Genomic DNA, 26,039 nt, shown 5'->3' on the forward strand with positions numbered 1-26,039 from the left:
ATATCACTGGTGAGTACTCACTGACGACATGACTTTTTTCACTTTTTATTAATTTCTTGTGCCTTTTGCTCTAACTTTTTGATTTTATCTCGTGCAATTTTTTGTTCTCCTTTAAACAATTCCACGTTCTTTTCTGATGATTTTATTTTTGATTCTAGGGATGCTATTTTTGATTGTGTTTCCGTTTTTTCTGCTTCCGTTTGGTACTTCATTTCATCTTGTAATTCTTTTACTTTTTCATAAACTGTCTTCGCATTTTCTTCTTCCAGTTTGATTGCTTTCCCATAATTTTTTATCTTTGTTTCGATATCCTTTTTGTCTCTTTCTATAAAATCTAGCTCATATGTTTTTTTATCTTCAGCTATCAATTCGTCATTCGCTTTTGTTTTTCTTTGATCGGTAAAAATCGTCTGAACTAATTTATTCGGACTTTTTGTTGCTGCATTTTCTTCTTCAGCTTCGTTCACATCTTGTGTGAATTTACGAATATCCATTTGTTCTTTTTCACCATTTTTATTGTAAATATCGAAAGCTAACGCTCCCCAATTCGGAGATAAGTCTTTTACTTCTACTACGTATTTTCCGTTCTCCTCATACAATACTTTGACAGGTAATTGAACACCTGGATTTGCTTTTTGCTGTGCTTTAAATGTATATCCTGTTTCCTCATATCCTTCTAATCGAAAGTAAATTTGTATAAAGTTTTTATGTGGATTGTATTCTCTTTTCTCTACAATCAATTTCCCCATCCCTGACAACTTAATTACTTTATTTGTCTCTGTATGGAATAGTTTCTCATCATTTGGCATGTAAATTTTTGATGTCAAGAAAGCGAAAAAACCTAAAAATAGAAAGCTGATAATTGTTAAGTAGATCCACGACTTATTTTTTCTTAGATTGATTCTTTCACTCTTCTTACCAATTGCACCTATCACACTCTCACCCCACCTTTTTCGTTATAAAACTTTCATACTTAACTCTTCCACACTTGTAACTCGCCATATTTCATTTTCTTTTTTTATGATGATTCGTAAAACATTGTTAACTTTTTCTTCTCGATTTTGCGTTGGATCTGTCGTGACATTTATAAATTCAGCTAACACATTTACTTCTTCTTTATCTGGTTCATTTTCTTGTAAATAAAACTTCATTTCTATTGGTTTCGTTTTATACGTATCTCCTAATTCGTATTTATCAGTTGGATAGAATTGTTGTAAAAGTTCTTCGCTCATAATGGATTTCGCCTTTTCTTTTCGCTCACTGTAGCCTTCTTTTTCTCGATGAAATGATAATTGAATAAACGTTTCGGCTGTCGATAAATACGCCCTCCTTTGTTGTTCTTGTGCGGAAGGAAGTACCTTATCCAGTCGTTTTTTTAAGTCTTCATTTTGTTTTGTTAGTAATTCATTTGAAAGTTTTAATTGTTTTTCTTTGCCATCACTCATTGACTTTTTACTCAAATAGATATTAAAAGCTGTCACACCTACAACTAAAATGACAAATACAATAAACAAAGATTTTCGTTTATCTTTCATTCTTTTAGTCTCCTATTCTTTCGGTTTTTAGAACCTTCTTACATGACCAGAAAAGACTTTTTTCCAATACGGATTATTTAAATCTTCAATAGAAACACCTTTATTCGTTTGGCAACCAATGAAAGTATTTTTATCAATTACAATGCCAACGTGTCCGTCATGTTTGTAGGTATCAAAGAAAATAACGTCACCTGGTTTCATATCATTTGCTGATACTTTTGTACCAATTTTATTTAATGTTTCCGTACTTACAGCGCCAATCGGACTAGTATACATTCCTACTTGTTCGAATGCCCAGCGTACAAAACTTGAACAATCAAAAATCCCTCTTGCGATGTCATTTGTGTTACGTCCTCCACCAAATACATAGGTAGAACGACCTATCCATTGGCGACCTACATCGGCAACTTTTGAACCGCTACTTCCTCCACTTCCTGGATTTCCTCCTCCACCAGAAACGATAGAACCCGGCTGATAATACTTCAAAACAGCATCGACATAAAGCGCGTCGCCGTAGCACGCGGAGTAGGGTATCATCTCTGGTCTTACACAACGATACATACCCGTATGTTTCACTTTTTGATATTGTTGTTGTGAAAATTTGATTGCTAATTCTTTCGTATACTTGCCACCATTTGCGCCAACAAAATCAAAAAATCCTGTCCCGAAATTGTAAGCTTGAAGGGCTGTTTTAATATGATCCATGTCCCCAGGACTCGTTACTCCGGCTCTTTCTATCGCATGTTTAAATTCCTGTACACCAGCCCAAATACTGTAGTCTGGATCTGTAATACAGTTTGGTGATTTACAATATTTCGTATTAAAAGCCCCCTCTGATGATTGCATTGGATCGCTACCTCGTCCTCCGCTTTCTTGCATCATTTGAGCAAGCATTAAAGCGACAAACGGTTCCACACCAAACTCTTTCGCATGCTTCCGAATCGTTGGCTCCCATTTTAAAACTTCGGGTGAAACATTCATGACTTGCCCTTCACCTGTATAGGTAATATCACCCGTGTCTGTTCCACTATCACTCCCCATTGCCGCAATAAAAATGCTTACTACTCCAAGTAAAAGAAAAGAAAAAAGACCCATCACAAGTAGTGCTAAAGTGATGAGCCATTTCTTTGGTATAATCTTTAAAACTAGATGCATAGTATTAAGCACCTCCCCCGAATAACATCAATTCTTCATCTGTTACTTCTACATGGAAGTGAATGTTTTTTACAGCCCCAATACTCAAGATAACATCCCCTGTTGGCAAATGTGGAATCGCCGCAATCTCACTTTCACTTAACTGTCCTGCAAATACTTTTCGTAACATATCTAAACTGTTATTATCTTGCTGCATGATAAATTTGTACTGTGTAAGTTCAAATAGCTTTTTAATTTCGTCAATCATTTCTTGTGAAGATCCTTCCGGTACAAAATCACGAATCGTGTGACTTGCATATAAAAGCCCTGCAAAGTATTTTCGATCTTCTCGGCTAAGTTTCGTTAAAAATTGTAGAGCATGAGCACTTTCTTTTTTCGTGTTGATGATATGATGCGCCTCGTCAATAATAATGAAATAACGAACTACATCTTCAAACGCAAGTTGCTTTTTGTTAAAAGCTTTTAATTGAGGCGCACCATTTGAAATCATTTCATTCCAAAGAAGATTTAACACATTAAAAATCTGTGCCTGGAATACCTCTGGTTTAAAACTGGATATATTCCGTAAAGAAAAAGATACAACCTGTTCTTTCTTGAAATCTTCAATTGTAGTAGGCCCATCAAATAATTCTGCATATGCTTCTACTAAATTTACAAGATTCAATTCAATCAACTCTAAACGATGTTTTCTGCTTTCTCCTAAATTCTCATGGTGTTTTCTATTTTCTACATCCTCATATAATTCATCACGAACAAAAGATAAAAAGTTTGAGAAAATGGGATACTCGTTTGGTGTTTTTGTTGTAATTTCATTTTTCGCTCCTTTTTCGTCATTCCATAATCCCATACGAATATATAGTTTACGAAGTAAATTTTCATATTCTTTAATTTCATCATCTTTTGCTTCTGGTGCAATGAACCGATAAATAATTGTAAGTTTAGATAAATGCTGGGTAAAACTGACTTCCTCACTTTCTGCTGTTTTATATACTTGAAGTGGGTTAATCTGACCTTGTGACCCATCTAACGCAATTGTCTTTCCACCTAGCTCTTCTACTGTATCTGTAAACTCTTCTACAACATCAAATACCCGAACAAAGTGACCCTTACTTGCATAATCCACCGTTTTCTTTTTTAACAATGTTGATTTACCCGCACCAGACTTTCCAACCATTACACCGTTATAACTCTTTCTTTGATTGTCTTTATGAAAAATATCAAAAATAACATTTCCTTTTGTTTTCGTTGTTCCATAATACGTACCGTATGGATCGTGCAAATAGGAATAATGAAACGGACACCCACCAGCCAAACTGACTGCCGGAATTTCTTTCCCTTTTCTTCGGTTCACATAATTTTTTTGTGTATCAAAGCTCGTTACGAGTGCATCCCATTCATACTCTTGTTCATTTAAAAAGACAGCTCCTCGAAAGTTATAAGATTCTAATGTTTCCATAATCTCTTTTACTTGTTTTTCTAGCTCATCTATTGTTCTAGCGGAAACATAAATACGAATATGAATACGTTTCATGACCTCACCTTGTTTCAAATCCGTATAGAGAGCTTCTAGCTCTAAAAATTCATTTTTCGCATCGATCCGATCTATATTATCCTTCGCTGTATCATGCCGAACACTTTGTTCACTCATGGATTTATTAATCGATTCAACAACCTCTTTTCGGTCATCACTCATGACATCTAATGTTGTGATCACATTTGGCATATTCATAATTTGCTCTAACCAAAAATCATTTACCTCTGTTGGATAATCATAGACATGAATGCAAGTACCTAATCCATCACCTGTTTGAAAATAACTTTCTTTAAAACTAATTCCCCCTTGTGGCTGAACTCTAGCCACTAAAAAGGGGTTGTAACCTTTCTTCTTTTTTAGTTCCTCTTGTTTTTCTTTTTTAGATTTTTTACTCTTGAACGCAAACATATTGTTGCCCCCTTACTACCATATATTTTTCGTTCCTAATTTTGCATTTTGATTAAACAATTTAAACATAAGCTCTAACTTTTTCTCTTCATCCACCTCTAATAGTTCAGTAGAGCGTTTGATATATCGCTTTGCTGCATCTACACGTTCTTTTACGATTAATTCTGTTTCTCCGTAAATAAATAAGAAGGCTTCACGATTGGTTCTGCCCCATTCTAAAAACTGAAGTTCTTTTAACTTTTGATTTAAAATTCGTTCATACAAAGGACTGGTACATTCTTTAATTTTCTTCTCTATATAACGTTGCTGTTCGGTTGTTTGACATGGGAAGTTTAAAAAAACAAGTTTAATGGACTGTTTGTAGGCTTGATAAAAATACGCATGTGAGAAAATAACAAATGCTTGCTCGTCGCTATTCTTAGAAAACATATCGTCACCTTCTACTTGAAGAATTTCTAAAAACTCCTCATTTTTCAGTTCAAATATGCCATCCTCTGTCATGTCTACAATTTGCATAATTTCCGCAATACTTTTCTTTACCTTTGGTTTTTCTTCTTTCTTTTTGTTGAGTACCACCTTCACAATTTCTTTTGGTTCAGAAATTGATTCTTTTACGTTTTTTTCGTTAAATCGAAATGCATTTTTCTTCGGTCTTTCTAGTTGTTTTGGCTCTTCTTTTTCTACATCTTTTTCGCTGAATAACGCCATATGTGAGCCCTCCCTTATTGATCGTTATCAATGGCGCAATATGCACCTTTCCTTCTTAGCAATGTAATAATCAACACTTCATACATTCGTTTTTGAGGATTCGTACTTGGTCGCCAAATCATGATAATTGCAATAGCTACCATGAAAAGAATAAATGGTAGCTGAAAGGACTCATGTACGAAGTTCCTAAGAATCATCGTTACAACTAATAAACCAATTAATAAAAAGAAATCTATTAAGTAAAGCACTTTATTAATCCGTAATTCTGTACTGATTTCCTTCGGAATCCGATAGCTTCTCATCGGGATTCCCTCCTTTTCGACAATAAAAAATAAGCGTACGATTACGCTTATTTTTTATCCGTATTCTTTTTATTTTTGCTCACGATATCTCTCCAACTTTTACCCGTATTTTGACCCATTTGATAAAAACGCTTTGTATTTTGTACCGTTTCAGAAGTATTAATTCGTTCTTGTACACCTCTTACTTTTTGTTTCACTGATGATGTCGTATGTTTAACTTTATCCGTTGTATATTGTCCCAATGTCCGTATTTCCTTACTGCTACTTGCTGCCACTTCTTTATCACTTTCATAAGGAATAATTGGGCTACTATGTGTCACCGTTACGATGTCGGCTGATGCCGGGCTTCCTCCACTTGGTACTGATCTTGGTGTTTCTATTGGTGCCGGGCTACTTCCATTTGGTACTGATCTTGGTGTTTCTACTGGTGCCGGGCTACTTCCATTTGGTACTGATCTTGGTGTTTCTACTGGTGCTGGGCTACTTCCATTTGGTACTGATCTTGGTGTTTCTACTGGTGCCGGGCTACTTCCATTTGGTACTGATCTTGGTGTTTCTACTGGTGCTGGGCTACTTCCGCTTGATGCTGGTCTTGGTGTTTCTACTGGTGCCGGGCTACTTCCGCTTGATGCTGGTCTTGGTGTTTCTATTGGTGTTGGACTTCCTTCACTTGCTCCTTGCCTTACTGTTCCTGGTGTTTGATTCCCTTCATTTGCTCCCTGTCTTACTGTTCCTGGTGTTTGATTTCCTTCACTTGCTCCTTGCCTTACTGTTCCTGGTGTTTGAACTCCTTCATTTGCTCCTTCATTTGCTCCTTGTCTTACGCCTCCTGGTGTTTGAACTCCTTCATTTGCTCCTTCATTTGCTCCTTGTCTTACGCCTCCTGGTGTTTGATTTCCTTCATTTGCTCCTTGTCTTACGCCTCCTGGTGTTTGATTTCCTTCATTTGCTCCTTGTCTTACGCCTCCTGGTGTTTGACTTCCTTCACTTGTTCCTTGTTTTACTGTTCCTGGTGTTTGAACTCCTTCATTTGCTCCTTGTCTTACTGTTCCTGGTGTTTGACTTCCTTCACTTGTTCCTTGTTTTACTGTTCCTGGTGCTTGATTTCCTTCATTTGATCCATTTGCTTTTCCAGCTTCTTTCATTTCATCTTGAAGACTTGTTGTTCCCGATTCTTGCCCATTCGCTACCCCAGGGTTTTCGTTCCCTCCTTTTTTCATGTCTTCTTGAAGTGATGGCGTACCACTATTCTTTTTATCTTTTTCCTTATTTAAGTTGCCTTTTTCTTTTTCCTTATTTGCTTCATCATTTCCATTTGCTTTCTTCTCACCAGCTTTTTTCATTTGATCTTGTAATGAATCTTTATTTTCAGACTCATTTCCATTTTTTAAGCCACTTATGAGACCAGCCATTCCACCTGTTGCCATCGCTGCCGCACTTGCTGTTTTAGCTGCTGCAACACCAGTTCCTTCTGCTGCACCTTTCGCTCCTTTTCCAATCATATTCCCGAGACTCTCCATTGGTTTTGAATTTGCGAGACTGCCAATTCCTTTACCAAGTGCGAAACCACCTACTAACATGCCCCAACTGCTTTTTAACCCAATATCTATACCGAATAACCTTTCTACGGCTGCTGGACCATCTAGAACAGCCATACTAAATGCGGCTAATGCAATCAGATACGGTACACCATTTAATTTGTCATGGAGAAAAGCTGTTCCTATTAGGTATAGCTTCAAAGATAGGAATATCATAATCGTTGCTATAAATATATTGAGGATATTAGATAATACAGCTTTTAACTTTTGACCATTCGCAACATCGGCTGGTGCTAATATATTTGCTAACAAGTAGTTAAAAGACAATTCATAAAATAATCTTGCTAATTTAATACTTACTAATAACAAAGTTAATCCCGTTATCAGTAAAGTAAAAAATATATTCCAAAAGTTCCAATGCCAGCGATAATACTTTTCTGGAAAGAAATCAAACCATCCATCTTTTAATTCTGCTAAAGATGCGACTCCCATCCCATCCATTACTCTTTTATTTTTCAATAATTTTTGTCCATCATCTGATAATTTTTTATCTTTAGCGAACTCAAAATCCGAATCAATTTTTTCTGTAATATCAATCTGTCTAATGTTTTTTTCTGGAATATGATTTTTCGGATTCATGTCCTCTTTCTTTTTCCATCCATTTTGATCTATCACTGCAACATCCGTTATATTCTTCTTAATAATTTCATCACTTAAAGAACCCTTTTGTTCAGATTTCACAACCGCTATGGCATCATCGGTGAACTTATCGACCTTTGTCATACCAGTACTTAATAAACAAATTACACTCAATGTTATGAAAATATTGATGATAATTTGAGAACGATTTATTTGTTTGTTCATAATAAACATGTAGCCAATATATAAAAACGAAATGGCTAAAAGAACGACAAACAATGGATATAACATATCAACAAAATTTTGTATTTCCGGTGAATTAAAGAATCCTTTAATCCCCAGAATTGCATCTGTCACACCTTCTAAAGCATCTACAACTAAAGATAAGCCTACAATTAGGAACCATCCTAGCCAACGCAATACATAATTCACGATGTCTCCTACTTGTAGATAATCCGAGAACGATTCTAAAACCTTTAAAATCTCTTCATCTTTCACTATTTACCCTCCTCTCATGCTTGCTATTGTCCCAATACTTCTTTTGCTGTCCAACTCACCCTTTCATTTAGTCTGTCGATACGAATAATCAATTTTCCTTTTTGTTCCCGATCTACTGAAAGGAAAAGAACCGCATCTTCTAGACCAAGAATGACCTCATTTTCTTCTGTTACAAATGGCGAGTAACTATCTAAAATCAATTGCATTTTATCCGTTATTGTCGGTACACACATTCCCTCTTCCTCCTTTATGTTTGGAATCAAAAAAGCACTCAATTATTTGAGTGCTTTCTAACTTGTTACTTGTTCTTTTTCTTCTAAATCACGCAAGATTCGATTAATCTTGTTTTCGACTGCTTGATAGACACTTTTGTCGATGTGGTCATTGTGAGCTAACATTTGAAATTCACTGTAAAACTCGCCCATTTCTTGATTTTCAACTTCATCTATTGATTTACCTAATTGCGCTAGAAAGAACTTATCAACCAGTTTCAAAACTGCTAAATCAGATTCAAAAAATTCATTAACCGTTTTTTCCTTCCAATTTTCAATGGAGAGAGAATCAAACGGGCTATCTTCCTGCTGAAACGCCTCTTCGGGAATCTCTTCATCAATTCCCATCATGGTTGGTTCTTCTATTGGCTGCATTGTCTCTACTGATGGTACATCTTCCTGTTTCGGCTCTGATGGTTTTTCCTTTCTTTCTCCTAAAAAATCTACAATGAGTGAATTTGGATTTACGTCATCATGTAGGGAATCAATATCTATATCTAATATAGATTTATCTGTATCGAATTCTACGCCTAAGTACTCCCATCTGTATTTTAAGGCTGTTTCTCCCGTATTATAAATTGGGCGAGGTCTGATCCGTTTTCTGTTATTATCCTGACGTTTTATAACACGAATAACGGCACTTTCACCTTCTTTAAAATTCATAAGTTCATTTGCTGTTAACAGTGGGCGTTGATCTAGACCTTCCGTTTTATTTTTATCAGTAGAAAGACCTTTTCCGCTTCGAGAAGGTAGGTTAATCGTCTGATCCCCTAGTTTTTTGGAAACTTTTTCGGCGGTTTCTTGATCGTTAGTTAGAATGTAAATGGTATTCCCACAGTTTCCATCAATCGTATCTGCATCCTCACCATACTTATTTTTTAATTGTGAATATGCTTGAATGATAAGATTAAAGCGAACATTTCTACCGAGACAAACCGTGATAATATTCGCCATCCCTTCAATACTTGGCATATTACCAAACTCATCCAGGCAAAAAACCACCTCACGGTGACATTTCCCTCCACGAGCGAGGGATGCACCCTTTGCCAATATAAAATAAAGCTGCCTTACAAAAATAGAAGCAATCACATGGTTCGAAGAATCAAAGTCTGGTGTAATCATAAAAATAGCGACTGGCTTATCGAAATAATCCACTTTTATTATTTTCATATCTTCATTTTCTTCTACCACTTTAAATTCTGTATGACCCGTTTTTTCATCTATTTTTGTAATAGTAATAGATGTTTTCGTTTGAGGGTTTTCTTTTTCGTTACATTGAATGGTATCTCCAACTTGTATTACTTGTTTGAAATCTAATGCAAAACGTCCTGTAATATCTGCCTTGATAGACTCCTTTGAGCCATCTGGAAATACAATGTCTACTCGTTTTCTAGGTGTCACTTTTCCTTTTATCGTTTTTCCAAAACCGACACGTTTTAAATCCACACTATTTTTTGCGGTCATTTTAGCGATTTCATCAAATGTAAAAATAGAAAGTCCGTTCATTGTTTGAGTGAAAATCCCACCTCGTGTCGTTCCTTTTGAAAAGTTTGAGGTTGCATATTGCATCTTCGCAACACTATCCGCTGGTAAACCTTCAAAGTATAAATCTAATGCATTTTGTGGATCAGCTTCCGGATCTACAATTACTTCTTTTGAACCAAGTTCTGATAACATATTTGCAACTGCATACATTGTGATTTTTTCTTCTGTACCCTCCGCAATACATTTATCTGTAACGGCTAATATCATGGCGTTACACAAGCTCATAGCACACTGTTGCCAAAAAGGATCTTTTACAGTTGGGTTGTAATACAAAGTGTGTGAGAGCGTCTTACATAATGCCTGTGCCGTTGAATAATCTCCATCTTTATAGGCATCTTTGACAAGCTGCAATAAGTTATAACTCATAGAATCAAGTGGAGTTAATAAATTCAAAACTTCAATGTGATACCCTCGTTCTTCCAGCGTTTCTTTCGATGCGCTGAACAATTCCCCCTTTGGATCGTTAAAAATTAATGATGGTTTATGTTCCGCTCTAGAATAGACATCAATTGTAGGAAATACAAAGGTTTCCCCTTTACCAGAGCGTGTTGTACCAATGATTAAATTATTTACCGGACTATCATCAATAAATACCTTGTCACCTAATCGTGAGATAACAACACCACCGCCACCTTTAAATGATTCCTCTCGATCTGGTACAGCTCGATACTGCTTTTTCAGCTCTTCAACTGTTGTAAAACGACTAGATCCTTTCTGATGATTATTTAAGTTTTTAAAGGAAGATTTCAATTTGTACACTGTTCTCGCTATAGTTCCAATCACTACAAGGAAAACAAGCATGTAGTAAATTGGATGTTCTGCAATTGGCATCTGAAAAAGAAATCCTACCTCCATATGGAATGGTTTAGGATGTAATAAATCACTAAATGTTGTTTCTATCAGCTCTAAAGATAAATTGAGTAAAAAATTAGCGATCAAAAACATTCCAACAAACAAAAAAGCACTCAATGGAATGAGTACTTCTTTTTCAGCTAATTTATATTTGATTGATATCTTTTCACTATACATATCAAAGTTTCACCTCTGTTCAATCCAGCTTCAAATTAAAAAGGTACTCTTTTTATGAATACCTTTTTGGAAAAATCTGTTGTTTTCTCTTTATTTACTCGCTACCATCTTTTCATTTTGTTTCAGAACTGGCTTTTCTTGATTCGTTGGTTTCTCTGGTTCTGTCGGCTTCTCTGGATTTGTTGGTTTTTCCGGTTCTGTTGGCTTTCCTGGATCTGTTGGCTTCTCTGGTTCTGTTGGCTTTTCTGGTTCTGTTGGTTTCTCTGGTTCTGTTGGCTTTTCTGGTTCTGTTGGTTTCTCTGGTTCTGTTGGTTTCTCTGGTTCTGTTGGTTTCTCTGGTTCTGTTGGTTTCTCTGGTTCTGTTGGTTTCTCTGGTTCTGTTGGCTTTTCTGGTTCTGTTGGTTTCTCTGGTTCTGTTGGTTTCTCCGGTTCTGTTGGCTTTCCTGGATCTGTTGGCTTCTCTGGTTCTGTTGGCTTTTCTGGTTCTGTTGGTTTCTCTGGTTCTGTTGGTTTCTCTGGTTCTGTTGGTTTCTCTGGTTCTGTTGGTTTTTCCGGTTCTGTCGGTTTACCTGGATCTGTTGGTTTTTCCGGTTCTGTCGGTTTCTCTGGATTTGTTGGTTTTTCCGGTTCTGTCGGTTTCTCTGGATTTGTTGGTTTTTCCGGATCTGTTGGCTTCTCTGGGTTTGTTGGTTTTTCCGGATCTGTTGCCTTCTCTGGATTTGTTGGTTTTTCCGCCTCTATTGGTGGCTTTGGTTTTTCTGTCCCTGTATTTTCCGTATTACCATTCTCACCCTCCGTTATTATTGGTGGGTTTACAATTGTATCTGGTTTCTTCTCTGATGGAAGAATATCACCTATACTCGCTACTGAAGAATCAATATTTTGATCACCGAATGCAAAATGATCTCCATTCACGGTGACTTGTGGCTTATTATCCGTAATAGCTGCAATCACATTATCTTTTGTTGTATCTTGAAGTGTTTTATCTGTTGTTTCTTTATCAAAGAGTGCTAGAACACGAGAAGTGGTGTCATCCCCATTTTGAAGATTACTTACAATAGATTTTTCTTTAAAATTAATTTTTGATTTATCCAGCTCTTCGAGTACATAAGCAACTTCATTATCTTTACTTTGAATTGCATTCTCTGTAATTGCTTCAAAATCTTGTTTGTTCAGATCTTCTTTCTTTTCCTCTGGTTTATTCTTATCTACTTTTTTTGTAATAGCTGATTTACTTTTTGATGATTCCTTACTTCCAAACCAACTGCAACCTGTCGTACTTAATATCAATGAACCACCAAGGAAAACAATTCCCATTTTTTTGTACAGATTCTCATAATTTAAAGGCATGTTATTCTCTCCCCCTTAGATGTTCTGTAGATCTTTATCAATTTTTTCAATCTTAGCTTTCTTTTCTTCTTCACTTATCGTAGATTGTTGAATATCTCGTTTCTCTAATTCTTTGACCTCTTTCATTACATTTTTATTTCCTTGCGTTTTAGCAAAGGAATAACAATCTTCATATTTTTTTAGATGTACAAAAGCTTCAACAATGAGTTTTTCACGTCTACCGTCCATATTGACTTTACCCTTAAGCTTAATTACCTCCTCATATTTCTTATTAAGTGCTGCCTTTTCAAAGTCGATCACATCATTTTTGACATCAATTTCATTGATTTTATTCATGTTGTCTATCCCAATAAAATAAGCAACCACACTTTCTGCAAATTTCGGCTCATATTGTAATGCTTTATTTGCCTTTCCGTTTAATAAATAAGTAAATAAAACTGCCTTCTGGCTATCTTTATCTAATTCTGTGTAATTGACCTTATCGAAGTATTTAACGGCTTCTCCATACTGCTGAATGGCTGCCTGTTGTAATCCTTTTACTACATATTGTTCCGAGCCAGCATTTGCACTCGAAACTGGTTCGGAAGAGAATAACTTAAAGGCAAATATGGCACCAGCTCCAATTAACACCACGCTTCCTATGACACTCGCAATAATCTTGAATCCTTTTCTATTTTCCTTTCCAGGCTTTACTTGTGGCTCTATTTCATTCGTTGGACTATAAGAGGGTTCTTCCTTTCTTACTGGTAATTCTTCTTGATATTCATATTCTTCATGAAAGGGAGAATCATTGATTTCCCTTTCTAACGTTTCTAACAGCTCCTTTTTTTGTTCCTCTTGTTCCGGATCTAATTGCATTACATTCATTTTTTTAGAAATGTGATCAAAAATGTGATCTGCATATCTCGAACCAAGTGATAACGTACCGTTATAAATTTCATTGGAATGACCATCTAACAAATCGAAATCAATATGTTCTTGTCGCCCAGCTGCTCTATAAATACGTTCTAATCGTTTCGTTAAGATATAAGCTTCATGAAACGAATATTGCTTACCCGACTCAATTTCTGTTCCATTGCTACTCTTAAAAATGACAAACATGACTTCTCCTTTCTTCCGTTTGATTTAAATTTATTTCGATTAATCTTTTGAACTATTATTTTCAGCTTTATTGGTTGCGTACTTATGATAGATACAAAAAACAGAAATCAATACCCAAATAACGATGAAGAATATCAAAGCTCTTAACAGCCCTTCTGTTGTTGGTACTGTCATAATCGGTTGTATATTACCAATAACCGAAACGCTCTCCAATACACTTGTTAATCTCATAATTAACACCCCGATTGCTTAATAAAACTAAAATTCCACGAAAAAAAGGCAACAAAAAAAGCCATACCCTTTGCATAGCTCCCTCATTGCCTTAATTATATTTTTTCACTAGTTCATCCAAAAAAACGGGAATAAGATTTGACCAAATTTCACATTGCTATTTACGCTCTCTGCTAAGTATTGGCATCCCATTACAATAACGAGTCCTGCTGCCCCACCAAGAAACCACCAAATACATTTATGTCTTCCTCGTTCACCACCCCAAATTAATAGATAAGCACCCCAACAAAATACAATCGCTGTACTAACCATTGCCCCTCTTTGCATCCATGCAATAAATGAATTACCTGTATTAATTAGACCGTCCATCGCATCACCTAACACTAACATTTGAGATAATGTTTCCAACATTGACATATACATTCACTCCCTTTTCATTTTTAAATGCTTATACGTTACTAAGCTGACTTGATTCATTCGCCTTGCTTTCTTCTTTCACTTCTGTTGGTGTTGCCTTATAAGCTTGCAAAGCCTTCATTACTAGATCTTGATTTTCTTCAATGTATTTCTGATGATGTAAATGAAGCCAATGGTTATAATCCTGACCATTGGCTCTTAATAGGTTTGCTACCATATCTTTTTCTTTTTTTAATTCTCTTTGTGTAATCGCCACTGTATCACCACCTTTCAATGATTATGTGATTACTTCTGATATTGCTCTTTGCAATTTTGCACAAAATAGGTAACTTCTTTTTCAAGTTCTGAAGGTTTGATTTTTGGAATTTTAATATCTTTTTTCAGCTTACCTTTTTCATAATATGCCAGTGAATCTCTTTTTTGAGATAAGCCCCAATCATACGGGTTGCTGGAACCCGGTATATCTTCTCTCTCTTCATCTAATTCTTGCACTTGAATTTTTTCTTGCTGTGCTACTTTTTTTACAACATGAAGCCAATCCTCTCTTTTCTTTTTAGTGGAATTTAACAAAACAAAACCTGTGCCATCCTCACTCATGAACTTCTTCATTTCTAACGGACTAAGTTCCATTACTTCCCCTTTTCCCGAACTAAAGACAAATGTTGAACCAATACCAATTGCAATTAACAGTCCAACAACAGCGGAAATGATCCACCCTTTACGACTCATGTGTGTTCCTCCCTATGTCATATTTTTATAAGCGATTTTGAAGTGTGATGAGACACTTTTAAACTCCAACATCTGTCTTTATTTTATAACATTTAAAGGAAAGTGGGATAGAAAATGGAAATATCATTTATGGCTGGAATGACGAACCCTGTATTGGCATGCGTATAGAGACTAATCCCGACCTAGCTTCTATATGCCCAATACCGCACTACGTATTTTGGCGTGAACGTAGAACCTTATGTATCTACTGTTGTGATGTTCCTCGCTTCTTCAGAATGTCAAAATGGGATATTCCTCACGAGTACTGACACAAACAGGTCTTTGATACACTGCATTTCCCAGTGGTCACAGATGAGTTTTACGATCTTACTCACCCAACGATAAACGTATACCTAACCCCTCTAGTGACCTTTCGAAGGGAGGCACGCATATATATTGTATATTTCACCTTTCTACATCATTACTGAAAGGAAGAGATACACAATATATATCTAAATTGTCAAAGAACAACTTACTTTGTGCTATGTTCTCAGCACACTTCAAAATCGCTTTTTTTATTTACATTTTTGTTTGACAGCTACTAATTCCGCATGTTTATTTTTTCGTTTAGCAATTAAGTTTTGATGTTCATCTCTAACCGAGCGCACTTGATAATAAATTTGAGCCACCTTTTCAATGCTTCCTGTGCTATTTTCAATTGCGATGGTGCCTTTCAGTTCGTATGTTTTTCCATCAAAAGTTTTAACACTATGAGCTTGTGATGCCGCAATATCATAAAATGTGAGTCTTTTTTCTTTTCCCATATGAACGCCTCCTATTTTTGATAAAGAAGGGAGAAAAATGCTTCCCCCTTGTCTAGTTTTCTAGCCATCTAGATAGGATGAAATAGTGAACGAATGCTTCTTATCATGCTAGGATTGTTGTGTTGTACGAAGTGATAATGCGTTGTGCTGCCTCTTTTCCGTATATGTGCTGTAATGCGGATTGAGATTCAACTACGATTGAATGCTGAATGTGGTATGTTGCGCTTTCTTTTAAAAACTGCTCCATATGAGGGATTGGGTACAAATCATATTGATGAAATATCAGGTGAATTGGTCTTATATTCTTGCATTCTGTTAGATACTGAAGAAATTTAGATAATGCTTCTCCTCTCTCTTGATACGTACTTATTTCCGTTTCTACACTGATGTACACAACGGATTTTTGTTTTAGATCCATTTGTAGCGTTTCATAACCAGTTAATAAATCATGTTTGATGATGCGATACCCTTGTTCTCGTTTTTCATGATGTGTATCTTCATAAAAGATGCCTTTTGGATCAAAAATAAAAATAAAATCATTGGTTGTTTCCTGCACATCTTCTATGACCGATTTGTAAGCTCCAAAACGATCTTTTATGATACCTGCAACCTTTTCTCCTTCATTCAGTTCTTTCAACGCTCTAATCATCTTTGTATACTTCTTAGCTACGCCTAACATGTATTGCACTCCTTTCTATTTCACTTCCCTCTTCTGACTACTACTGAAACCAAAAATACTCTTTTTGTTCCCCTTGCTTTTCACGTTGATGTTTTTCAAGAATGTATAGCAAAGTGATAGTTAACGCATCCCTGGTTTCTTTTGAATAAAGACCTAGCTCATGGAAGATATGATAAGCTGGATGCTCATTCTCGAGCGAATCCACTACTTCTACCAAGTTCGCTTCGCTCTCATAGATTTTTTCCATGAACTGAATAACTTTCTTCACATCTAGGTAGTATAAGTTTTTATGCCGTTGATCCAAATATAAAATACTTCCTGCTAATAATTTCGTAGCGGACTCTATCCAATAATCATGTTGTTTTAATGGTTTAATTACAGTTTGAGCAATTGAAATTGCTTGCATCAATTCTTCAGACAACCAAGCACTCTTGCGCCGCATAACGCCTTCCCCAGGTTTCCCTAAATTTTTCATTTTACCGACGTAGATTTTTTACATTTAATTCTATCTCCCTCTCAGTTTCTTATATCTTGCTCCCTATCCAAAGAACAACTGTCCAAATGGGAATTACGAATATACATGCATTTCGACATCCAATAGCAAACCCTAACGGATTTTCATCAATTTCGCTAAAATGTGCTTCATATTCTTTCATACTAAGATTGAGCTTTCTTACGGTTTCTTACTGCAAATACGTCTACTATTAAGCCAAGTACGACACATGCAAGACCAATCCATTTTATGTATGGATTTTCGGCTTTACCGCCTGTTGTCGGAAGATACGTTTCGATTTTCTTTGGTGTTTGTTCTAGTTGTGGTTTCATAACTATCTGTTGTGGTTTCTCTAGTTGTGGAATGACAGGTTTTTCGGTTACTTTTGGTTGTTCCGGTACCTGCGGTTGTGGTGCTTCTGGTTGCTCTGGCTTTTGTGGTATTTGTGGTTGTTCTGGCTGTTCTGGTTTTTGTGTCTCTGGTGTAGATGGTGTCGGTTTCTTCTGATCCTTCACCGTGTGCTTAATAATTTGACCATCCTCTTTAATTTCAAAAGAGAATATTTCTTTATTCAGTAAATAGCCGTCTGGTGCGAATGTTTCTTTATACGTGTACTTTCCATATGGAATCTTGAATTTTGCAATGCCGTTTTCATCCGTTTTTCCTTTTGCAACTTCTTTTCCTTGCTCGTTAAAGATAGTAAATTCAGCGTTCGGAAGCTTATTGTTGCCATCTGCAATATCTACCTTGCTAATCTCTAATTCTCCTGTGATGTGCTTATTTTTCGCTGTTAGCATGATTGTCTTTCCTTGTTCCGAAATACTAAAAGGAATAGATTCTTTCGTTAAAACATAGCCAGTTGGTGCTTGCTTCTCAACAAATGAGTATGCTCCAAATGGTAAGTCTTTCACTTCAATCAAACCGTTTTTATCACTTTTGTGTTCACTTATTTTCTTCCCTTTACTATCTTGAAGAACAAACACTGCACCTTCTAATTTTTTATCTGGATTCTCTCCATCTACTTTTAGAAGTTGCACGTTTCCTTTTACTTCTTTATTTTCGACTGTGAATGTTAGCATTTTTCCTTGCTCTTTAATCTCGAATGGATATTTTGTTTGATTAAGAAGGTATCCTTCTACCCCTTTTGTCTCAACAAAATAATACTTTCCATACGAAAGATCCTTCACTTTTGCAATCCCTTGCTCGTTTGTAGTTGTTTTTGTAATTTCTTTTCCCTCTGCTGTGAACACTGTAAACTCTACTTTTGAAAGAGTTGTTCCGCTGTCACTTAATTTCTTAATCTCAATATTCCCTATTACTTTATTATTTTGTACTGTAACTCTTGCAATCTCACCTGTTTTAACTTCAATCTGTTGTAGCTGTTCATTCATTACATAACCAGTAGGTGATTTTACCTCTTTAAGAGTATAAGTTCCGACTTCTAAACTAGAAAGGCTAGCAATTCCTTGTTCATTTGTAGTAATAGTACCAACCTTTTCATTCATACTATTAAACACATCAAATACAGCATCTTGTAATACCTCTTTTTGTTCTCCTACTTTAATAACTTCTAATTGACCTACTGACTTCCAATTCATATTTAAATTTGCACTTACTTTTTCTTCATTACGCTCTAATAGAACGTTAGCATCTTGAATTTTATCAGTTCCTTTGTAAGCAACTGCATGTAAATTGACTAAATTAGAATTAATATTTAAGGAAAGGTTACCTGTATTGGAGGATTTCGGAACCAAAATACGAAATTTCTCTCCTAATTGGAATTGTTTTTTCATTTCTCCATTCTCGGAAACAATTTTTGTACCATTCGGTTCATTTGTAAGGTTTACAGCGAATACACCATTTTTAGCGTTACTTTCTACTTGGTACAAACTCGTTTCAAAGTACTCACCATTAAGTTTTGCTTCTTGATTATCAGTTGGAATTACATTCATGTAAGTTTCTTGTGTTGCGTTACTATGATTGGCCGCATAAATAATTCCCTTAGCTGCTTTTTCAACATTAGCATTACGATGCTCAAGCTCCGAAATAGATAATTGTCCTAATGCATTCCAAACCGCTAATTGCGTTGCATAATGAGCTACCTTCCAATTTGAAACACCTAATTCTTGTGGAGATTTCTGTGGGTATCCATTCATCAAAACTCTATATACCACATTATCTGTTCGCCCTACTTCTGGAAGATCCTCACCATTCGGTGAACGTAGTCCATATGTAAGACAGTACGCAATTTGCCCATTAGAATTTTTGAGGAGTTCCGTTCGAATATCTTTCCCATATTGATGGCTATAACTCCAATCCAATTTATATTGCTCACGCTGAATTACTTCAGCACTTACCTTAGTAAACGGAAATAGGAAGTTTATTACTACAAGAAGCGTACTCATTGTAATGAGTAGCATTTGATACGAACGTTTCAACATGACTAACAGCTCCCTCATATGATATGCAGTTTTCAAAGATCACTAAAAACAGAATTTTCAGTTTTATTAACTTGAAAAATACTAATTAAGTTATCCCTTTTCTGTATTGTTCATTTACAATATAGATGTATAATTATTGTTTAACGAGTAAATAAAATTTGTTTCATTCTAATCTTGCTCGATAGTACGTAGCAAAAAAAAGTTTTTCAATTGGTTCATTGAAAATATCGGCAAGAAGTTTCGCCCTATTTTCAATAACTCCTTTTGTACCAGTTTCAATGTGATACAGAGTTTTCACGGGTATTTCAGAAGCCTCCGACAGCTCTTGAATTGTTAACCCTTTTGATTGTCTAATATTACGTATAACAGTCAATTTCTCACCCCCTTAATCACATTCTATTCTCCTTAAAGTAGAATGTCAATCCTTTAGGGAAACTTTTTTATCCCAAAGGTGAATAAATCGATTGGAGTGAAATAAATGATACAGAATTATTTCGGGGAAAATGTTAGAATTCTAAGAACACTTAAAGGATTAAATATGAAGGAACTTGGTGATGTTTTAGGAGTCGCTAGTAGTACTATTTCCAACTGGGAAAATAACAGGAAAGAGCCAAGTTTTGAAACGCTCCAAAAGATCTCCATTTATTTTAATGTAAGTACTGATCGACTCCTAAATCATAAAATTGGTGATAGTGAAGCTCTTACAACAGAAGATCGGAAAATAATTGTAGAACGTTTAGCCCAAGATTTGTACGAAAGTTATAAAAATGTTCCTGATAAAGATAAACCACTATTAGAAAATGAATTGATTGAGTATGCAAAATATTTAACGCATAGAATTGAGACTAAAAATAAACTAAAAGATAGCTGAAATCCATTATTCTTCTTGGAAGTTTCCAATTAACAGTAATAATTCACGATAAGTTTCTAAAATTTGATTGTCCTGGTCAATCATTTCATTAAACCATTCTTGATTAAGATTCATTTTGTAACCCTCCCGTATTTACGTGAATTTTTTATATTTTCATGTGTTAGTGGCACGAAATTTTTACGCTTTTAAATAATGAACCACCATTATAAAGTACGAAAGACGCTACCTTTTAGTAGCGTCTTTCTTGCTTAAACGGCTTAACCACCGCCGGGGTCGACCATTCTTTGCATAACATATTTATTTGTATCTTGCACTTTTGCATGTTGTGAATCTGGTGTTTCTAATTGAAAAAACGATGTCAATAGCATTACGGTATATAACGTAACCGCTAAAAATTTATTCACTTGACTTCACCTCTTCTTTTAATAGCTCTTTCTTGACGTATTGCGAATAAAAGATATTACCTGTCAATTCGAAAGATTCTAAGGATTCTTTTAATCCTATTATATCATTATTTATTTTCGAAAACGAATACTGTTGAAAAGCCGTAAATTTTTTGCCATCTTTTCTCAGTTCTTCATATAGCTTAATTCCTGTTTCCCTATCACCATGCATACATTCAAAAAAAGCCTTCTCAGATAAATGAATAAGATCAAATCTTATCTTATCCAAATTAACACCATTTTCTATATATAAATGCGCTAGTGTAGTATGAAACGCTACATATTTTTGTGTTTTTTGTGGAACTTGAATACTTTCACAAAGAGAAATAGCTTTCTTAATATACTTCTCAGCTGTAGATGGGCATTCAAATGTAAAACTTTCTCCTAAACAACACCAAGCTGTAGCTTTAATAATAGAAATATCTAATTCAGAATCTAGAATTTCATAGCATGTATTGCGACATCTTTCTAAGTCATTTCTCATTAAGTATATATAAGCTAAACGCTCTTTATATTTCATTTCCAAGCATTGCTTAACGTACTCTTGTTTTACTTCTTTTAAAATAACATCTGTGCGATCAGCATAAGGGATAACAGCATTATAATTTTGCTTATCATACATAGCTTCCATATATAAAATGTTTAAGGCTGCTTGGCACACCGTATCTGAAGAGAAATCTTTAACATACATCTCATCCAATAGTTGCTGACCTCTTGCTATGTTTTGATTCCTTTTGTTCTGTATTTTATAAACCGCTAAGTACTTCTTTAATCCTTTTGTATCTGAATGTTTTTCTATAATATCTGCTATTAATTTATATTCTCCCATTGCTTGGCAATAGCATAATGCTTTTTGCACATTTAATGGTGTTTTACAAAGAAGAATATATTCATGAATGATTTTTCCTTGCTCCTTCGAACTATCACAAATGGCTTGAACTAACTTTATGAAAATCTCAAATTTAAACTCTTCTGTTTTACATTGAAGTCCGTTATCAATTGTTGTTTTACTTGTTCCAATTTCCTTTGCTAGTTGTCTACTACTTATTTTCTTTTCAGTTTTAATTTTCGACAATTTCCCCATTAAATTCTTCAATGTAAAGCCCCCTTCCAAGCACAAGACACATCACCCAATATAAATTATTAAAAAGACATTTTAATCTATAGTTTAGTATTTCGATATATTCTTGGAGGTTAATAATTAATTTTTATAATCGGGTAATCAAAACTTGTCATTATATTATATAACTTAATATTTTTCTCATAAATTGTATAATTAGAAATATTTTAACACGAAGGTCTTATAGTTATGTGTAAAGTGTCCATTATAAAAATTTTATATTTATTTATCAGAAAATTAAAAAAATTGATAAGAAAATACAAACTTTTAAATTCAGATATGCTTTTAGAGTGAATAAATTCACATATTTTTTACAGATAGGATAACAAAGGCTACTTGAGGGGATTGATATTATTTTAATAACAATATAAGATAAAAAGAAAGATTGTATTTTGAAGAAAAAATATTTTTTTTAATAGTAGACAGAAAAAAAACCCACTATACTCAGTTTTAAATTGGTCTCTAGTTTGGCGACATGAACCAATTTAAAACTCCTAGAATAGCAAGGGTCTTATTTAACATTTTTAATGTTCACTTATCACGATAATTATAACATAAGGTGAATTTAATGTGAATAAGAACCTCTATTTTTCCATGTTTTTTCTGTATGTGTTTAGTGGGAGAAATAGGAGGTTTTTTTGTGATTTCACGAAACTTTTTGTTAAGTCGAGCAAAAGCGGAACTAAGTCCCCACATTCATCACTTATCTAAAACTCCTGGAGCTATCAATCAAGAAATCAAGAAAATAATTTCTTATATCGATAGTATTGTCCTAGAGTGTGAAGGTGCTACCACAAAAGATTATCTTACCAAAAGGAAATACGAAGCTTTAGAGACTGTTTTATCTTATTTAGTACAAGAAGGATATAGTCAAGTTAGACAAGAACACATCAGCAAAAAATCTGGAATTTCAAAACCTATTATTAATTACGTTTTTAATTGGCTGCAAGATTTAGGAGTATGCCAACAAATAAAGGTAAGACGGCATGGAAAGATCGCCCCCTCTGTTTACATCTTAACAATACATAATAACTATTTAAAGATTGTTGAATATTTCAAGATAAAATGGGCTGTAGCAATTGATATTTGTGCTACTTTTACTAGATTTTTAAAGAACAAAATTAGTAAAAAGTCTGATGTAACAGATCTTGAATTTATGCAAAAAAACAATTTTAAACCTTCACCTTCCTTAGATTTTTTCGGCATTGAAAAGCAATCAAAACCTGCTGTCAATCATGAGAAACAAGGAAAAAATAATAGATTACAAGACTTAAATGATTATTTGAGTGAAGATCAGAAAAGAGCGTATTACTACATTTTGAGTCAAGAGCTAACATACCTATCTGAAAATGATGCGTATACAATTGCTTTAAGATTGCCACCAGATATTGATCGCTACACAAGATGGGATTTTGAAGAATGTGTGCAATGGTTCCAGTTTAATAAAGCTGAAAACAGTAATCCTGCACATTTCATAAAAATGTTTAATCAAAAATCTAAACAGAAGCAAGAACGTAGAAAGCGTAATGCACAAAATACAAGCTCACTCTTAGATACAACTAATAGTCATACATTTGTTTTCTATAATTTTTTAGAAGAACACGATTAAAATCAAAAAAATCCAATTACAAATAGCCTTGCTGAAAAAAAACATATACAGCAAGGCTATTTGTAATGTCTTCCTATAGTTCTTTATAACCTTATTGGTCTTCAATAAAATAATTCATAAATCATATATATTTCTATGTACTATAATTTTTTCTTTTTAATTCAACTATAAAATTTAAACCTTATAAATCCAGTATATTCAATTATTATTTACTAAACTATTTACTTAGAAATTTACTAAGCAAAAATCTCCAATACCTTGATACAATAACTATTATAGCCCAAATATTAATTCTAATGTTTTTATTTATTTTAATTTCTAAAACAAGATTTATTAAATATAGTACTTTGCATCTATTTGTAACTTTTTAGGGAGGCTTAGCATATTTTCTAAAAGATTCCCTAATTTTTTATATAATTTGGCATAATTCATATTTTAAACAATCGATTAAAATATGATTCTATTAGTTATGTCAATACAGTGGTCTTTTGTTATTCATCAAAATTGATCAATAATATTGAATTAATTTTGATGAATTATCTATGTTCTTTAAAATCTTCGTACTCATTGATTTCACTCTTTAAAAGGTATAATAGCTTATTTCACGCACTGTCTTAACAACTGATTTCATTATACAAGCATCTTTGTCCCCCTCTTCAACTATTGTACAATCTACATTTTATTCTAACATCTGTTTTATTACTCTTAACGACTCTTGAAATCCTTCACCCTAATTACTAGTAAAATTAATAAACGTCTAGATAGATCTATTGCCCCCCTTTTCATCTTCCTATACACATCTACATTTCATATCAAATTTATGATGTATATTATTCAGAAATCTGGTCCATACTAATACAAATGAAACTTCAAATTAAATTTTTTTAGCTATAATTATTTAATATTTAATTAATATATTTCATCTCCCAATATCCTCATTACTTTTACTTGTAAAAATAACCCTGTTCGAGATTCAAAACCCAACAAATAATATCAGCATCTTTTAAAAATCCAAACAACCCCTATGCAAGATTCTATACAACAATAAAACGCTACTTTAACGCATAGCGTTCACATAAAAAAAGCTTTTTATTTGCTTTTTAGGCATATGTACTATAAAAACCGTACATAATTGCTAATTCTATTAATGAAAGCTTTGATTCTATTGCAAATATCTAGTAAAATTCTTATATCAGCAACAAACTTCTAATATTAATAGTTAGTTTTAAAATAGTTTCCTATGTACATTAATGTTGTATAAATACTTGTTCACTTCCAACAATGAACGCTATTAGAACGAATAGCGTTCATTATTGAAAAAACATTAACGCTAGATGTATAGACTGACTTAATATATAAGTATGTATACAAACAAACTGATATGAGTACAAATGATTAGATGGCTGCCTATAAAAATTTCTACTCTTAAAGGAAAGATCTTTTCAAGAACGAATCAATATCTAACATACAAATAATGGAGGTGTGAAGTTTGGAATATGGATATTTTGCACAAGAAGTAGCAAAACAACTAGATATAAACACCAATACACTTCGCAGATGGTCAATTGAACTAGAAAAAATGGAATATATATTTGAAAGAAATGAGCGTAATCAACGAATTTACTATGAGAATGATATAAATATCTTAAAGCAAATGAAAGAATACTTAAATCAAAACTGGAAACTAGAAGAAGCTGCAACAAGAAGCATGGAAAGCATGGAAAATACTGAAGAGAACGCTCAGAAAACGGATAGCGTTCATGAGGAAAATGAAGTTCAAGTAACGCTCAGAAAACGTTCAGAAACTGATATTTTGATGATTCAAGAAAAATTTTCTCACATGCTTGAGCAACAAGATAAAATTGTACAACAAAACCAAGATATCATTAAATTGTTATTACAAGAACGCTCAGAAAAAGAAGACAAAGATCTACAGATTCAGTTATTACAAGAAAAACTGGATAAAGCAATTGAACTATTAAATGAAGATCGCCAAGAACATCAAGATAACACCAAAAAAACGTTCATTCAACGTTTATTTAATTTAAATTAAATCAGATATACGTTTTTTATCAAATATATATAATTGAGCAAAAAAAAAGCGGTAGCTACCGTTTTTTTTTTGCTCATCTTTACAACACGAATATGTAGTTTTTTACAACTTGTGTTACTAATCCTAACTAGAATAAATAGCCTGTGATACATGATGCTATTATAAGGGTTGATTAATTACATAAACTTTCTACTAAAATCATCAAAAAGCATCATGTCATTGGTAAAGAATACTTATAATTCAGTGGTATGCTCAAAAATAGAAAGTTTGTAAAAGCGATTAGTGACATGTCTTGGTCACAATTTCAAACAATGTTGAAATATAAAGTAAAGTGGTGTAGTGAACAATTAGTTGTAATATCTAAAACATTTGCTTCTAGTCAATTATGTTCCAATTGCAACTATAAAAACATAGATGCTAAAAATCTAAACATTCGTGAGTAGGATTATCCTTATTGTGGCACACGTCATGATAGAGATCTTAACACAGCGCTCAATCTTAGAAATGAAGCTAAACGTAAGAACTATCGGGATAGC

The 26,039-nt window shown here is 34.1% G+C and carries 25 protein-coding genes; 3 read left to right on the forward strand and 22 right to left on the reverse strand.

Going from position 1 to position 26,039, the window contains the following annotated elements; translation table 11 throughout:
* Positions 1 to 38: 38 nt before the first annotated feature.
* From M1D73_RS29055 to M1D73_RS29150, 20 genes are all read right to left on the reverse strand, one after another.
* Positions 39 to 935, reverse strand: a complete 897-nt coding sequence (locus M1D73_RS29055) for a hypothetical protein (protein ID WP_098212975.1) — start codon at positions 933 to 935, stop codon at positions 39 to 41.
* A gap of 21 nt (positions 936 to 956) precedes the next feature.
* Entirely contained in the window at positions 957 to 1,535 is a 579-nt protein-coding gene (locus tag M1D73_RS29060; RefSeq protein ID WP_098212974.1) for a MerR family transcriptional regulator, read from the reverse strand.
* 27 nt (positions 1,536 to 1,562) lie between these two features.
* A complete protein-coding gene (locus tag M1D73_RS29065; protein WP_349917431.1) occupies positions 1,563 to 2,690 on the reverse strand; it encodes a bifunctional lytic transglycosylase/C40 family peptidase in 1,128 nt (375 codons plus the stop codon).
* A gap of 4 nt (positions 2,691 to 2,694) precedes the next feature.
* Positions 2,695 to 4,632: a VirB4 family type IV secretion system protein gene (locus M1D73_RS29070; RefSeq protein WP_098212972.1), complete on the reverse strand. Its 1,938-nt coding sequence runs from the start codon at positions 4,630 to 4,632 to the stop codon at positions 2,695 to 2,697.
* A gap of 15 nt (positions 4,633 to 4,647) precedes the next feature.
* Positions 4,648 to 5,340: a hypothetical protein gene (locus M1D73_RS29075; protein ID WP_349917434.1), complete on the reverse strand. Its 693-nt coding sequence runs from the start codon at positions 5,338 to 5,340 to the stop codon at positions 4,648 to 4,650.
* Between the two features lie 14 nt (positions 5,341 to 5,354).
* Complete coding sequence (locus tag M1D73_RS29080) at positions 5,355 to 5,642, reverse strand: DUF5592 family protein (protein ID WP_001258281.1); 288 nt, start codon at positions 5,640 to 5,642, stop codon at positions 5,355 to 5,357.
* Between the two features lie 47 nt (positions 5,643 to 5,689).
* Positions 5,690 to 8,317: a pLS20_p028 family conjugation system transmembrane protein gene (locus tag M1D73_RS29085; RefSeq protein ID WP_481158046.1), complete on the reverse strand. Its 2,628-nt coding sequence runs from the start codon at positions 8,315 to 8,317 to the stop codon at positions 5,690 to 5,692.
* Positions 8,318 to 8,340: 23 nt separating this feature from the next.
* Positions 8,341 to 8,550: a hypothetical protein gene (locus tag M1D73_RS29090; RefSeq protein WP_016128119.1), complete on the reverse strand. Its 210-nt coding sequence runs from the start codon at positions 8,548 to 8,550 to the stop codon at positions 8,341 to 8,343.
* Positions 8,551 to 8,607: 57 nt separating this feature from the next.
* Positions 8,608 to 11,163 carry a VirD4-like conjugal transfer protein, CD1115 family gene (locus tag M1D73_RS29095; RefSeq protein ID WP_098212969.1) on the reverse strand — a complete coding sequence of 852 codons (2,556 nt, stop codon included), beginning with the start codon at positions 11,161 to 11,163 and terminating at the stop codon, positions 8,608 to 8,610.
* A 90-nt stretch (positions 11,164 to 11,253) separates the two neighbouring features.
* Positions 11,254 to 12,513: a hypothetical protein gene (locus tag M1D73_RS29100; RefSeq protein WP_214134429.1), complete on the reverse strand. Its 1,260-nt coding sequence runs from the start codon at positions 12,511 to 12,513 to the stop codon at positions 11,254 to 11,256.
* Positions 12,514 to 12,528: 15 nt separating this feature from the next.
* Positions 12,529 to 13,614, reverse strand: coding sequence for a hypothetical protein (locus M1D73_RS29105; RefSeq protein WP_098212967.1), 1,086 nt, complete (start codon positions 13,612 to 13,614; stop codon positions 12,529 to 12,531).
* A 39-nt stretch (positions 13,615 to 13,653) separates the two neighbouring features.
* The gene (locus M1D73_RS29110; RefSeq protein ID WP_098212966.1) at positions 13,654 to 13,845 is read right to left on the reverse strand and encodes a hypothetical protein; all 192 of its coding nucleotides are present in this window, start codon (positions 13,843 to 13,845) and stop codon (positions 13,654 to 13,656) included.
* A 108-nt stretch (positions 13,846 to 13,953) separates the two neighbouring features.
* Complete coding sequence (locus M1D73_RS29115; protein ID WP_098212965.1) at positions 13,954 to 14,262, reverse strand: hypothetical protein; 309 nt, start codon at positions 14,260 to 14,262, stop codon at positions 13,954 to 13,956.
* 31 nt (positions 14,263 to 14,293) lie between these two features.
* Complete coding sequence (locus tag M1D73_RS29120; protein ID WP_086396672.1) at positions 14,294 to 14,518, reverse strand: hypothetical protein; 225 nt, start codon at positions 14,516 to 14,518, stop codon at positions 14,294 to 14,296.
* A gap of 29 nt (positions 14,519 to 14,547) precedes the next feature.
* A complete protein-coding gene (locus M1D73_RS29125; protein ID WP_086396242.1) occupies positions 14,548 to 14,991 on the reverse strand; it encodes a hypothetical protein in 444 nt (147 codons plus the stop codon).
* 554 nt (positions 14,992 to 15,545) lie between these two features.
* On the reverse strand, positions 15,546 to 15,794 hold the full coding sequence (locus M1D73_RS29130; protein WP_000514061.1) for a hypothetical protein: 249 nt from the start codon (positions 15,792 to 15,794) through the stop codon (positions 15,546 to 15,548).
* A 103-nt stretch (positions 15,795 to 15,897) separates the two neighbouring features.
* Complete coding sequence (locus tag M1D73_RS29135; protein ID WP_098212964.1) at positions 15,898 to 16,473, reverse strand: TraM recognition domain-containing protein; 576 nt, start codon at positions 16,471 to 16,473, stop codon at positions 15,898 to 15,900.
* Positions 16,474 to 16,513: 40 nt separating this feature from the next.
* Positions 16,514 to 16,915 carry a type IV secretory system conjugative DNA transfer family protein gene (locus M1D73_RS29140; protein ID WP_431154845.1) on the reverse strand — a complete coding sequence of 134 codons (402 nt, stop codon included), beginning with the start codon at positions 16,913 to 16,915 and terminating at the stop codon, positions 16,514 to 16,516.
* 215 nt (positions 16,916 to 17,130) lie between these two features.
* Entirely contained in the window at positions 17,131 to 19,407 is a 2,277-nt protein-coding gene (locus M1D73_RS29145; protein ID WP_440046509.1) for a SpaA isopeptide-forming pilin-related protein, read from the reverse strand.
* 163 nt (positions 19,408 to 19,570) lie between these two features.
* Positions 19,571 to 19,780: a helix-turn-helix transcriptional regulator gene (locus tag M1D73_RS29150; protein WP_098212962.1), complete on the reverse strand. Its 210-nt coding sequence runs from the start codon at positions 19,778 to 19,780 to the stop codon at positions 19,571 to 19,573.
* Between the two features lie 105 nt (positions 19,781 to 19,885).
* On the opposite strand from M1D73_RS29150, the gene M1D73_RS29155 reads away from it, so the two are divergent.
* Positions 19,886 to 20,278 carry a helix-turn-helix domain-containing protein gene (locus M1D73_RS29155; RefSeq protein ID WP_000615757.1) on the forward strand — a complete coding sequence of 131 codons (393 nt, stop codon included), beginning with the start codon at positions 19,886 to 19,888 and terminating at the stop codon, positions 20,276 to 20,278.
* A 257-nt stretch (positions 20,279 to 20,535) separates the two neighbouring features.
* Here the strand turns inward: M1D73_RS29155 and M1D73_RS29160 are convergent, their stop codons facing one another.
* Together M1D73_RS29160 and M1D73_RS29165 are read right to left on the reverse strand one after the other, a co-directional pair.
* Positions 20,536 to 20,682 (reverse strand): hypothetical protein, encoded by a 147-nt coding sequence (locus tag M1D73_RS29160; protein ID WP_001031951.1) that lies wholly within the window; start codon positions 20,680 to 20,682, stop codon positions 20,536 to 20,538.
* On the reverse strand, positions 20,675 to 21,805 hold the full coding sequence (locus M1D73_RS29165) for an AimR family lysis-lysogeny pheromone receptor (protein WP_098212995.1): 1,131 nt from the start codon (positions 21,803 to 21,805) through the stop codon (positions 20,675 to 20,677). Before M1D73_RS29165 ends, M1D73_RS29160 begins: the two co-directional genes overlap by 8 nt.
* A gap of 676 nt (positions 21,806 to 22,481) precedes the next feature.
* On the opposite strand from M1D73_RS29165, the gene M1D73_RS29170 reads away from it, so the two are divergent.
* Both M1D73_RS29170 and M1D73_RS29175 read left to right on the forward strand, forming a co-directional pair.
* Positions 22,482 to 23,450: a Replicase RepFR55 gene (locus tag M1D73_RS29170; RefSeq protein WP_098212961.1), complete on the forward strand. Its 969-nt coding sequence runs from the start codon at positions 22,482 to 22,484 to the stop codon at positions 23,448 to 23,450.
* 1,489 nt (positions 23,451 to 24,939) lie between these two features.
* The gene (locus tag M1D73_RS29175; protein ID WP_098212960.1) at positions 24,940 to 25,503 is read left to right on the forward strand and encodes a MerR family transcriptional regulator; all 564 of its coding nucleotides are present in this window, start codon (positions 24,940 to 24,942) and stop codon (positions 25,501 to 25,503) included.
* Positions 25,504 to 26,039 lie beyond the last annotated feature (536 nt).

The organism is Bacillus sp. PK3-067, assembly GCF_056738645.1.

Excerpts from the sequence above, each read along its gene's own strand:
- M1D73_RS29060 (WP_098212974.1), bottom strand. The coding sequence starts at position 1,535 with ATGAAAGATAAACGAAAATCTTTGTTTATTGTATTTGTCATTTTAGTT.
- M1D73_RS29065 (WP_349917431.1), bottom strand. The coding sequence starts at position 2,690 with ATGCATCTAGTTTTAAAGATTATACCAAAGAAATGGCTCATCACTTTA.
- M1D73_RS29070 (WP_098212972.1), bottom strand. The coding sequence starts at position 4,632 with ATGTTTGCGTTCAAGAGTAAAAAATCTAAAAAAGAAAAACAAGAGGAA.
- M1D73_RS29075 (WP_349917434.1), bottom strand. The coding sequence starts at position 5,340 with ATGGCGTTATTCAGCGAAAAAGATGTAGAAAAAGAAGAGCCAAAACAA.
- M1D73_RS29080 (WP_001258281.1), bottom strand. The coding sequence starts at position 5,642 with ATGAGAAGCTATCGGATTCCGAAGGAAATCAGTACAGAATTACGGATT.
- M1D73_RS29090 (WP_016128119.1), bottom strand. The coding sequence starts at position 8,550 with ATGTGTGTACCGACAATAACGGATAAAATGCAATTGATTTTAGATAGT.
- M1D73_RS29095 (WP_098212969.1), bottom strand. The coding sequence starts at position 11,163 with ATGTATAGTGAAAAGATATCAATCAAATATAAATTAGCTGAAAAAGAA.
- M1D73_RS29100 (WP_214134429.1), bottom strand. The coding sequence starts at position 12,513 with ATGCCTTTAAATTATGAGAATCTGTACAAAAAAATGGGAATTGTTTTC.
- M1D73_RS29105 (WP_098212967.1), bottom strand. The coding sequence starts at position 13,614 with ATGTTTGTCATTTTTAAGAGTAGCAATGGAACAGAAATTGAGTCGGGT.
- M1D73_RS29110 (WP_098212966.1), bottom strand. The coding sequence starts at position 13,845 with ATGAGATTAACAAGTGTATTGGAGAGCGTTTCGGTTATTGGTAATATA.
- M1D73_RS29115 (WP_098212965.1), bottom strand. The coding sequence starts at position 14,262 with ATGTCAATGTTGGAAACATTATCTCAAATGTTAGTGTTAGGTGATGCG.
- M1D73_RS29125 (WP_086396242.1), bottom strand. The coding sequence starts at position 14,991 with ATGAGTCGTAAAGGGTGGATCATTTCCGCTGTTGTTGGACTGTTAATT.
- M1D73_RS29130 (WP_000514061.1), bottom strand. The coding sequence starts at position 15,794 with ATGGGAAAAGAAAAAAGACTCACATTTTATGATATTGCGGCATCACAA.
- M1D73_RS29135 (WP_098212964.1), bottom strand. The coding sequence starts at position 16,473 with ATGTTAGGCGTAGCTAAGAAGTATACAAAGATGATTAGAGCGTTGAAA.
- M1D73_RS29140 (WP_431154845.1), bottom strand. The coding sequence starts at position 16,915 with ATGCGGCGCAAGAGTGCTTGGTTGTCTGAAGAATTGATGCAAGCAATT.
- M1D73_RS29145 (WP_440046509.1), bottom strand. The coding sequence starts at position 19,407 with ATGTTGAAACGTTCGTATCAAATGCTACTCATTACAATGAGTACGCTT.
- M1D73_RS29155 (WP_000615757.1), top strand. The coding sequence starts at position 19,886 with ATGATACAGAATTATTTCGGGGAAAATGTTAGAATTCTAAGAACACTT.
- M1D73_RS29165 (WP_098212995.1), bottom strand. The coding sequence starts at position 21,805 with ATGGGGAAATTGTCGAAAATTAAAACTGAAAAGAAAATAAGTAGTAGA.